General features: G+C 37.3%; 12 protein-coding genes. 3 read left to right on the forward strand and 9 right to left on the reverse strand.

Annotated elements, in window-relative coordinates; translation table 11 throughout:
* Positions 1–38: 38 nt before the first annotated feature.
* Entirely contained in the window at positions 39–1,880 is a 1,842-nt protein-coding gene (locus tag FJR08_RS19420; RefSeq protein ID WP_168634256.1) for a protein kinase, read from the reverse strand.
* Between the two features lie 166 nt (positions 1,881–2,046).
* Between FJR08_RS19420 and FJR08_RS19425 the strand changes: the two genes are divergently transcribed.
* Together FJR08_RS19425 and FJR08_RS19430 are read left to right on the forward strand one after the other, a co-directional pair.
* Positions 2,047–2,541, forward strand: a complete 495-nt coding sequence (locus FJR08_RS19425) for a hypothetical protein (protein ID WP_015078815.1) — start codon at positions 2,047–2,049, stop codon at positions 2,539–2,541.
* 244 nt (positions 2,542–2,785) lie between these two features.
* On the forward strand, positions 2,786–4,354 hold the full coding sequence (locus FJR08_RS19430) for a metallophosphoesterase (protein ID WP_015078814.1): 1,569 nt from the start codon (positions 2,786–2,788) through the stop codon (positions 4,352–4,354).
* Positions 4,355–4,563: 209 nt separating this feature from the next.
* On the opposite strand, the gene FJR08_RS19435 is transcribed toward FJR08_RS19430, so the two are convergent.
* The 6 genes from FJR08_RS19435 to FJR08_RS19460 all read right to left on the reverse strand — a co-directional run bounded on the left by FJR08_RS19435 (position 4,564) and on the right by FJR08_RS19460 (position 7,846).
* The gene (locus tag FJR08_RS19435; protein ID WP_148761787.1) at positions 4,564–4,842 is read right to left on the reverse strand and encodes a hypothetical protein; all 279 of its coding nucleotides are present in this window, start codon (positions 4,840–4,842) and stop codon (positions 4,564–4,566) included.
* Positions 4,843–4,850: 8 nt separating this feature from the next.
* Positions 4,851–5,297, reverse strand: a complete 447-nt coding sequence (locus FJR08_RS19440) for a VOC family protein (protein WP_015078812.1) — start codon at positions 5,295–5,297, stop codon at positions 4,851–4,853.
* A 53-nt stretch (positions 5,298–5,350) separates the two neighbouring features.
* Positions 5,351–5,944 carry a Uma2 family endonuclease gene (locus FJR08_RS19445; protein WP_015078811.1) on the reverse strand — a complete coding sequence of 198 codons (594 nt, stop codon included), beginning with the start codon at positions 5,942–5,944 and terminating at the stop codon, positions 5,351–5,353.
* A 312-nt stretch (positions 5,945–6,256) separates the two neighbouring features.
* Entirely contained in the window at positions 6,257–7,276 is a 1,020-nt protein-coding gene (locus tag FJR08_RS19450; RefSeq protein ID WP_168634257.1) for an aldo/keto reductase, read from the reverse strand.
* 13 nt (positions 7,277–7,289) lie between these two features.
* Positions 7,290–7,625: a cytochrome c6 PetJ gene (gene petJ / locus FJR08_RS19455; RefSeq protein WP_168634258.1), complete on the reverse strand. Its 336-nt coding sequence runs from the start codon at positions 7,623–7,625 to the stop codon at positions 7,290–7,292.
* Entirely contained in the window at positions 7,622–7,846 is a 225-nt protein-coding gene (locus FJR08_RS19460; RefSeq protein WP_015078808.1) for a hypothetical protein, read from the reverse strand. The genes petJ and FJR08_RS19460 overlap by 4 nt, the downstream gene beginning before the upstream one ends.
* A 209-nt stretch (positions 7,847–8,055) precedes the next feature.
* Between FJR08_RS19460 and FJR08_RS19465 the strand changes: the two genes are divergently transcribed.
* Positions 8,056–8,832 (forward strand): histidine kinase, encoded by a 777-nt coding sequence (locus FJR08_RS19465; protein WP_168634263.1) that lies wholly within the window; start codon positions 8,056–8,058, stop codon positions 8,830–8,832.
* 65 nt (positions 8,833–8,897) lie between these two features.
* Here the strand turns inward: FJR08_RS19465 and FJR08_RS19470 are convergent, their stop codons facing one another.
* Positions 8,898–9,089, reverse strand: a complete 192-nt coding sequence (locus FJR08_RS19470; RefSeq protein WP_015078806.1) for a YqaE/Pmp3 family membrane protein — start codon at positions 9,087–9,089, stop codon at positions 8,898–8,900.
* A gap of 31 nt (positions 9,090–9,120) precedes the next feature.
* Complete coding sequence (locus tag FJR08_RS19475; protein WP_015078805.1) at positions 9,121–9,489, reverse strand: phage holin family protein; 369 nt, start codon at positions 9,487–9,489, stop codon at positions 9,121–9,123.
* Positions 9,490–9,628 lie beyond the last annotated feature (139 nt).

Genomic DNA, 9,628 nt, shown 5'->3' on the forward strand with positions numbered 1-9,628 from the left:
CATAGTGTGACGAAGCCATAACCCAACAAACGGCATATTTAAACCCCACTTTTTGGTGTTGCTATGGGAGTTGGTTTATTTTCCTGGGGTAATACTTGTTTAGCGGCATTTTCAGCAGCTTGTTTAAACATTGGTTCTAACTTATCACGCCAATATTTAATATTCGGGAGCTTTTCAGGATGATCTCGATAAGCTAAAACTTCATCCCATTTACCATTATCAATAGCCTTATTAATATCCTTCGCTAAAGCCTCAGCTTTTGCCCAATCATGCTGCCATTGATTAACAGTATCCACCGTTTCTTGAATTCCAGAAATAGCATTTCCCGAAGTTGATTTTAGCAAAGAAATTGCTCCTTGTAAATCTCCTGATTCAAATTTTTCTCTAGCTTTTGCCACCGTTTTAGATTTATCTTCAGTAGCAGCCGGAGTTGGTTTGGGTGCAGAAGTTTCCACAGCAGGTTTTTGTGAAACTTGAGGAACAGGAAGGGATGCAATTAAAGAACTATCATCTACAATTTGAATAGCTAAACCTTTGTCACGTCGGCAAGAAATCCATGTTTCATTATTAGAAATAATATCAGAATGCGCCCAAGCCAAGCGACCAGATGAAAGTTTAATTTCTACCCAGCCGCGATTTGTGCGCTTACCCGTCACCTCAAATTTACTAGCTGCACCCAAGGTCTTCAAAATATTATCAGAATTAATCGCACTAGGTTCAGAACGAATATTAGAATTAGCCGCAACTACAGCCAGACAATTATTTATTAATTTGGTCTTTTCTCCTGTCCAATTACCAGTTAAATTCTGTAAATTGGGATATATATTTGTAAATAAAGCCGCTACACCACCTACTAATAATATGCCAATTAATAAAGGTAAAGGATCAGGTTTATTAGATTCTTGAGGAATATATTGTTGTTGAGGGGCAGGTTGAGAAGGAACACGATTAGCGGGAGAAACCGCCATTGTTTTCTGTATAAATCTGGAAGCTAGGGGTGGTGGAGATTGATAAATAATTTGAGGAGATAGGGACGGTTGGGATAATTCTGGGGTGATATTCACCAAGTCTCGACAAGCTTGTAAGGCTTCCGTTGCTGTTTGATAGCGTTCTTTGAAATGATAACGCACCATCTTCGTTAAAATTGCGACTAACTCAGGATTAACAGGAATTAAATGCTGCCAGTTAATTTCCCCTGTATCTGGATCTTCTTGTAATTGACTAACTGGGACTCCCGTTAATGCTTGAATAGCAATAATCCCCAAAGCGTAAATATCGCTATTAGGTCTAGGCTTACCTTGTCCCTGTTCTGTAGGCATATAGCCAGGCGTGCCAATAGCTACCGTAGCCGTTTGTTGTCCGCCCACCACAACCAAAGGGGAGCGTAGTTGTTTAACTGCGCCAAAATCTACTAAAACTAATTTATAATCAGCCTCACGGCGAATAATATTATCTGGCTTAATATCGCGGTGAATCACACCTTCTTGGTGAACAAACTCTAAAATACTCAAAATTTCCAACAGCATTTGCATAACTTGGACTTCACTCCAAGGCTGTCCGGGAATGAGTTCTTCACTCAGAGTGTGGCCGTCAATAAATTCTTGGACTAAAAAGAATTCTTGATTTTCGTCAAAATAAGCTAAAAGCCTGGGTATTTGGTCATTGTTGCTCAATTTCTCTAAAGTTTCTGCTTCGCTATTAAACAGGCGTTTAGCAGTAACAAAGATGTTAGGGTCAGAATTAGCTGGTTTCAGGTGTTTAACCACGCAGATGGGGTTGCCTGGCCGTCTGGTATCTTGGGCAATATAGGTTTGACCAAATCCCCCTGTCGCCAAGACGCGAATGACTTGGTAGCGATGATCTAGTAATTTGCCTATCATAATTTCCCTCCCCAGCTTTACAGCTTAAATTTTCCTGCTAGTAGTAAATATCTCCAAATTTCTCTTTCTGAAATCAGGTATCTTGAGAAAAGATTTAAATTAAAAGTATAGTTTTTTCATCGAACCAAATTGTTAATTTTACTATCAGTATCCATATTTACTAGCTATGCCACCTAAGATAACTAATTCTACCTCATGGCAACAAGCTGAAATCTTGATGCAACCTGCTTTTATTCGCGTGATTGATAATCTTCGCAAGCAGTTGGATATATCTGACTGGAAAGGGACTTACCAGGATGTGTTGACTTGGCCTGCTAACACTACTGATGAAACTAAAGCCTTGGTAACTCAGTTGGTGCAAGAAATGGAAACCGCAACACCAATACAAGTAGAAGAAATTAGAAAAACTCTGGCTAGTTTGCCTATGCCCCATCCGGGATATAACTTGCTTTTACAACGTCACGGGGAACAAGTCAATATAGATTTATGGGATTTGTGTTATCAAGTATGTTTTCTGAATTATAGTCCAGAGAATACAGCGGTTGATATTGATACTAGCTTAATTGATGAATATGGCGATGTGGATTGGCAATATTTAGAAAATAAAACTCAGATATTGGTGGAACAGGTTTTCGCTAGTTTACCAATATTAGGCGATTAAAAATCGCAGCTACACAAACAAAGTCCGCCTACGCGGACTAACAGGACTCACGCAAAATATCTCTCAAACCCTCATTTCTCCGTGACCTCTGTGCCTCTGTGGTTCGTTATTCTTGTACCGTAAATAAGTCCTAACTAATTTAACCTTAAATCCTGGACATCTTGATAGCGTAGCGTGGCGTATGACTCCTACGTCGTCACGCAAGCTATAGCCATTTCTGACAAAATACTGATTAATATTTCCTATGAGATTGATTTCTGAACCACCAATTGCGGTCAAAATTCAAAAGATGAAACAACGGGTGCGGTGGCAGCATTCGAGTATTCTACAGCAGGGCATTGACCAAACCTGTATAGTGATAGATGATGGCAACTCAGACAGTCCAGAATTTTCGTTTATGGTGATGGGTGATACTGGGACTAAATCCCATTCTGGACACCATCCCCAACGGGAAGTTGCCAAAATGATGTTAAATCATGGTGATGATTGCCGGTTTGTGCTGCACACTGGTGATGTGATTTATATGGTGGGTTCTCGTGAATATTACCCAGCCAATTTTATTGAACCTTATCGGGAATTTTTGGTAGGCGGTAATCAACCCCAAGATATCACTTATGATCAAATGGTATTTCAGTTGCCAATTTTACCAGTATTGGGTAATCATGATTACTATGATGTGCCTTTATTGTATCGGTTGCTGACTGGTCCAACTTTGCCTTTGCGGCGAATGTTTCGTTATAAAAATATTGAAATTGGTTGGCATGGATCAAATCAAGGTGATGCTTATGCTAGAGCATTTTTAGATTATTTGGCGGAAGTTTCTCCAGCGGAGTTAGAACAGCATTTAAAACAGCATTACACCGCTAAAACTGGTATGGGTCGGTGTTTGCGTTATCAACCGGGAAGTTTTACGCGTTTACCTAATCGCTATTATAATTTTTGTTACGGTGGGATTGACTTTTTTGCCTTAGATTCTAATACTTTCAATACTCCAGATCCTTTACCTCATAACCAAGCTGGGGATAATTTTCGTCGGGAACTAGAAACCCGTCGTCAGGAAATTGATCAAGAAGAATTACGGATGTTGACGGAGTTTGACAAGCTGAATCCCGAAAAACCTGATCAAGCGGAATTATTGGCGGAACTTGGTGCTAAATTAGACCAAATAAATGAAGTGAAAATTGATATTGAAAAGCAATTGGCATCTCACACCAATACTAATGTTGATTTTGAACAATTGGCGTGGTTAAGAGATAGATTAATTGCATCTTGGCATAATTCCGCAGTCAGGGGACGGGTAATATTTTTACACCATCCACCTTATGTTACAGAAGGAAGTAAATGGAATCAAGGACAGACTTTAGCTGTCCGTCATCGTTTACGGGAGGTTTTCGATGAGGTGGCGAAAAATTTAGGTAATCTCACGCAGGAACACCCGGTAGTAGATATAGTATTTAGCGGACACGCCCATTGTTTAGAACATTTGCGGACAGTTAATACAGGACACGCAGACTCTCATACTAATTATATTATTTCTGGTGGTAGTGGTCGCGGTCCTCGTCGTCAACGCCAAGAAGGGGGAGAATTAATGGAAACCTTTACCAGCAATAATGATCTTTCCATTCGCAAGGTTGCAGATTCGCTGTTGTATGTGGGACGGAGTGGTAGCGGTTTTGAGAGTAAAAAACCTTATTCTTGTGTGCGGGTGGATGTGTTGGAGGGTTTTCCGGCTAAGTTTATGATCACACCTTTAGTTACAGAGTTAGTTGAGGGTAAATGGTGCGAACGTCAATTAAAACCTTTGATAATTTAATCTTTGTAAGTAGGTCAACATAATAAAACCAAATTGTGTAAAGAAAAGTAAAATCTCCAAAAACCTCTTCACTCTTGCATGAGTGCCTCTTGCCTCTTGCCTCTTGCCTTTCCACAACGATAATTTTTAACGCCGACCTACTTATTTGTAGTGATATCCTATGTGAAAAACCGCAGATTAATTCAGTCCTGCGGTTATTAACGAAAACTCTAGGCTTGAGGAATCAAATTGGTGGTTTTATTCACATTATCCCAAACTATCCAGTTGATATTATTGGCTAAATCATCGGCTTGATTGGTAACTTTAAAATAGAATTTGTCACCGTTTTTAAACTGCACAGCAAAATCAGCATTTTGGGCAAAAACAACTATAAAACCCCTATCCCGTAAGCAATACATTGCCCAATTTTTTAAAGATTGTTTCTGGGGTTCGTGGGGAATTGGTGGATTAGCAATTACGTCTGCAATGACTTTTAAAATTTTTTCCATTTTTGGATTTAATCAGGATCACAACGAATTTCTATCATAAACCCATCGGGGTCATAAAAGTACACTCCTCTACCAGTAGGACGGGTAACGGGTCCATAAGCAATAACTAAATTATTTTCTGTAATTACTGCTAATGCTTGATCAAATAATTCTGGATCAATATCAAAGGCTAAATGATATGCTCTGGTAAAGGACTTACTGGGATCTGGATTTGGTGGTAATAATTCTGGTTCTCCAAATAAGTCTATAATTGTGCCGTCGGGAGTGATGAAATTAGCGACTTTACCAGCATTGACAAGTTCTATTAATGTGGCGGGTATTTCTTCTCCTGTGAGTTCGTGTAAGCCTAAAATCTGACCGTAAAAATGGCGAGAGGCTGCCATATTTTGGACGTTAAAGGCGATATGATGAACTTTGCGAAGGTAGCCAGTGGGAATACTTGTTTGAGAAATCATATTTTTTATAACGAACCACTTCAGACACAGAGAACACAGAGATAAGAACAAGTCTATGGATTTAAAATTATCTGTAAATCGAGTATAAAGCCAGGTAAAATATCTTCACCAGAAAGTTTTGGTGGGTTGTCAAAATCAAAGTTTAAAACTTCTACATCTTTTCCGTAACAATAAATTTCTACTGAGGGTGTTTGCGGATCAATTAACCAACCTAAAAGCGCCCCATTATTTTGATATTCTCGCATTTTAGTGCGTAATTTTTCTAAACTATCAGTTTCCGAGCGCAATTCAATCACAAAATCAGGACAAAGGGGGGGAAACCGTCTTTTTTCTTCTTTACTTAAAGCCTCCCAACGTGCTAGTTTTACCCAAGCTGCATCAGGACAGCGATAAGCACCACTAGGTAATTTAAACTCTGTAGAAGAATCAAATACTTTACCTAATTTAGTTTGACGATTCCAAATACTTAAATCTGTAGTTATATCTGAGTTCCTAATTCCGCTTTCTCCACCTGTGGGGGGCATAATAATTAATTCTCCGGTTTGGGTAAGTTCTAATTGCCAAGGTTCGTTAGCAATGCAAAGTTGATAAAACTGCTCATCTGTTAAATTTACTGCGGGAGGTATGTTTAAGGTGAGGGTTTCCATAGATTTTGCTTAAAGAGGCTAGTTTTATTATCAGATAAAATTCATGAAAATTCAGAAAAATTTAGGTTAGGCGATCGCTAAAATTGACCCCAATGATATAGTACAATACCGATCCAATACTGCTCGGTTAGTCCTCGAAACGAAACCCAACGAAATCCTTGGTAATGTTGGGTTTCGCTGTCGCTCAACCCAACCTACATTTCCTTAACTATTTCTTCCTTTGCGTCTTTGCTTCTTTGCGTCTTTGCGCGAAACTTCAATAAAAATCATTGTAAAAATGGTGGGTTAAGCTGTAATTAACCCACCCTAAAACTACCTCCTATATTCATCCCCACAATCACCAATTAACTGATACAAATCCCGTGACTGTTGAGAAACTGCATCTATTTTCCCTATATCCTCAGCATCTAAATTAAAACCAAACACCTTAGCATTATCTGACAAATGTTCCGCAATTCCTAATCTAGCACCGACAATTACACCCCCGACTGCTGGCTGATTTAAAATGTAATTTACAGCCACATTAGCAATACTAACTTGATGTTTATCAGCGATTTGTTTCAGAGTATATAGTAACTCTTGAAATAATTTCCAACCACCCCAATTAGCAATCATTTGTTTGTATTTTCTCAAGCTAGTGGTGTTGATTTCTGAGCTTTTTGGTTCTGGGTTACTCAAATATTTTTCTGATAACAAACCACCGCAAACACTACCATAGGCAAATATTTTGATATTATGATCTTGACAGAATTTAACCATATTTACTTGTGGTCTTCTGTCAACTAAGGAAAACTGGACTTGATTAGAAACAATCTTGATTCCTGCTTCGGTGATAATTTGCAAATGTTCCGTATCAAAATTAGTTAAAGCTAAATGTTTGATTTTACCTTCAGTTTGCAATTCTGCCATATATTTGAGAGCATCTAAATAATTAGAGTCTCCATATTCCCACCAATGGAACTGCATTAAATCTAATGATTTAACATCCATTCTTCTCAAAGAAATATCAATATTGTCCTCGACCAGTTTTTTTGTCATCTTCCCCGCACGAGGAACCCATTTTGTAAAAGCTTGAATATTATTTACAGCTTCTTCTCCACGAGTCGCAATTAATTGACGACGAAATTCACCAATAAAATCTTCTGCTGGTCCATAATGATCTGCTAAATCCCAGGTTGTAAAACCAGCATCTACATATTGAAACATGGACTCAATAGCAGTTGTGGGGTTAATGCGTCCATGTCCTCCCGAAACTTGCCACATTCCATTTAAAATTCGGCAAATTTTCAAGTCGGGAGTAAATTGTAAATAGCTTTCTTGAGGTAACATCATATTTTTTATCTTGTTATTTCCAGTCTTTTTCTGCTTGTTCCAAAACATAAGCCGCAACTTTCTGAATTTCTTCTGTTGTCAATCTTTCTTTATAAGCTGACATATTATTTTTACCATTAGTAACAATGGTTGTAATCGCTGCTAAAGAATCCATTCCATATTTTTTAAGTGCATTCTTTTTGAGGTTTTTACCCCGTCTAATAATGTTTCCTCCATTAACATGACAACCAGCACAATGGAAACTAAAAATTTCTGCACCATTTCCTGCATCTAAAGCATTAGCAGGTAAGGTAAAATTGATAGTCCACAAACAAAATGTGCATAATATCAATATTATTACTTTTTTCATAAAGCTTCAAAATCAGAGATGAAGCCGACAAATTTTGTACATTCTTCTTGAAAAGATTCGGCTTCGCTAACATCTTCAATTTTATAAGACATGATGCGTTTTCCATCTGGCATTTTTTTAGAACCAATCAATTCAGCTTGGTAATTTACTACCATTTTCTTAAATTCAACACCGTACACTTTCCAAGCTTCACCATCACAAGTGATATTTACCCGCCACATAATTAGAATCTAGTTATTGATCAATATTGATTATTTCATAAATTGGCAACATTTAACTAAAAAAATCAAAAATTCAGGGATATTGTGATTAATGTACTTTAAACTACCTGGAGATAGATATGATTTTATATCTTTAGAGGGTGTTAATAGTAAAAATATTTCGCCATACTGAATGTAAGTGTTGTATGAGATTTGCATTTAATATGACCATGAATAAAAACGTTAAAGAACAAATTCAATTAGATTTACGCCAAGCTCAAGAAACAGGACAATTAAAATCTGAACGGATTCGGGAAATTGTGAAATCTGCTGTTTCTCAAGTAGGTTCTGAATTTCAAGAAGGTTCTCATGAATTGCGTAATTTAGTTAATGATGCTGTTTCTACCGTCGTTGATAATTTGCAAGAAAAAGGTAGTGAATTTAGAGAAGGAGTTGTAGCTTCAATTGAAGGCGCTATGGAAGCTATAAGTCTGAAAAAACACTCAGATATTGTCAAAACCCAAACCGAAATTAAGCAGCTACAAGCTCAATTAGATCGGGAAGAAGAAGAACTACAAGCAGAAATTGAAGGAATTTTAACCAAGATAGTCGAAACGAGTCAAGATAAATCAGCAGATACAAAAATTGCGATTGATTCAGCAATTGATTCTATCAAAGATAGTGAAGAAATCGGATTATTAAAGAAACGCTATGCACAATTACAAGCACAATCGGCAATTGTCAGAGCAAATTTATCCGCACGTTATAGTGGAAGTGATCAAGAGGTACAGGATTATTTAAATGAAGCAAAACAATGGTGTGATAAATCCCATCCCAAAGCCGAATCTATCACAGCACAAGTAAAAGAAAGTTACTCATCTCTAGAAAAAAAATTGACAGACGCAGGTGCAGTTATAGCAAAGAAAGAACGTCAATTAAAACAAACTTTACGCGAGTTACTTTTAGCAACGGCTGATTTATTCAAAGATAAAGATATTCGTGCTTAAAGACTAACTATCCTTTAGATCCCCGACTTCTTAGAGAAGTCGGGGATCTTGTTATTGTTACATACTTAATAAGTACCTTCCTCTCTATTCATATTTTCTTCATGCTTGACAATTACCCAAACTGCATGAATGCTACCAGGAAGCCAACCAAGCAAAGTCAGCAAAATGTTAATTAACAAAGTTGGACCAAATCCAACTGTGAGAAAAACTCCCAAGGGGGGTAAAAATAACCCGATAAGTATCCGTAATAAGTTCATGGATATTTCCTAGTTTTTAAATTGGGTTTACCTATTGATTATCTTGTAATTCAAAACCTTTTTCTGCGAAGTATTTACTGAGAAAGGTATTAGCTAAAGAAAGAACTACAGGACCGAGAATAAAAGCGATTAATCCTTGAACTTGAAAACCTGGAACTAAAACTGATGCTAACCAAAAGCAAATTCCGTTAACAATGAGGGAAAAACCCCCCAATGTCAGATATGTCAAAGGTAAAGACAAGATATTAATAGTTGGTTTAATTCCACTATTAATTAAACCAATCACAACCGCAGCAATTAAAGCTGCGGGGAAATTAGCAATATCTACACCAGGAACAACTAAATCAACAATCAGCAAACTTAAAGCTGTAGCGAGTGCGATGAAAAAATATGACAACATTTTTTACCTCAGTAACAGCAATATCTGTGCTGATTACTATTTTCAAAGATAGACTAATATTTCACATCTTTTCTTAGATATAATCTTGATCTATCTTAGGTTAGATTAAATAATAAATTTTCAGTAAGATACCCGACCA

Origin of the sequence: Dolichospermum sp. UHCC 0260 (assembly GCF_009711985.1) — a bacterium.
GTDB classification, from domain to species: domain Bacteria; phylum Cyanobacteriota; class Cyanobacteriia; order Cyanobacteriales; family Nostocaceae; genus Dolichospermum; species Dolichospermum lemmermannii.

Bases quoted from the DNA above. Each gene is read 5' to 3' on its own strand.
- FJR08_RS19420 (WP_168634256.1), bottom strand. From the start codon at position 1,880: ATGATAGGCAAATTACTAGATCATCGCTACCAAGTCATTCGCGTCTTG.
- FJR08_RS19425 (WP_015078815.1), top strand. From the start codon at position 2,047: ATGCCACCTAAGATAACTAATTCTACCTCATGGCAACAAGCTGAAATC.
- FJR08_RS19430 (WP_015078814.1), top strand. From the start codon at position 2,786: ATGAGATTGATTTCTGAACCACCAATTGCGGTCAAAATTCAAAAGATG.
- FJR08_RS19435 (WP_148761787.1), bottom strand. From the start codon at position 4,842: ATGGAAAAAATTTTAAAAGTCATTGCAGACGTAATTGCTAATCCACCA.
- FJR08_RS19440 (WP_015078812.1), bottom strand. From the start codon at position 5,297: ATGATTTCTCAAACAAGTATTCCCACTGGCTACCTTCGCAAAGTTCAT.
- FJR08_RS19445 (WP_015078811.1), bottom strand. From the start codon at position 5,944: ATGGAAACCCTCACCTTAAACATACCTCCCGCAGTAAATTTAACAGAT.
- FJR08_RS19450 (WP_168634257.1), bottom strand. From the start codon at position 7,276: ATGATGTTACCTCAAGAAAGCTATTTACAATTTACTCCCGACTTGAAA.
- petJ (WP_168634258.1), bottom strand. From the start codon at position 7,625: ATGAAAAAAGTAATAATATTGATATTATGCACATTTTGTTTGTGGACT.
- FJR08_RS19460 (WP_015078808.1), bottom strand. From the start codon at position 7,846: ATGTGGCGGGTAAATATCACTTGTGATGGTGAAGCTTGGAAAGTGTAC.
- FJR08_RS19465 (WP_168634263.1), top strand. From the start codon at position 8,056: ATGAATAAAAACGTTAAAGAACAAATTCAATTAGATTTACGCCAAGCT.
- FJR08_RS19470 (WP_015078806.1), bottom strand. From the start codon at position 9,089: ATGAACTTATTACGGATACTTATCGGGTTATTTTTACCCCCCTTGGGA.
- FJR08_RS19475 (WP_015078805.1), bottom strand. From the start codon at position 9,489: ATGTTGTCATATTTTTTCATCGCACTCGCTACAGCTTTAAGTTTGCTG.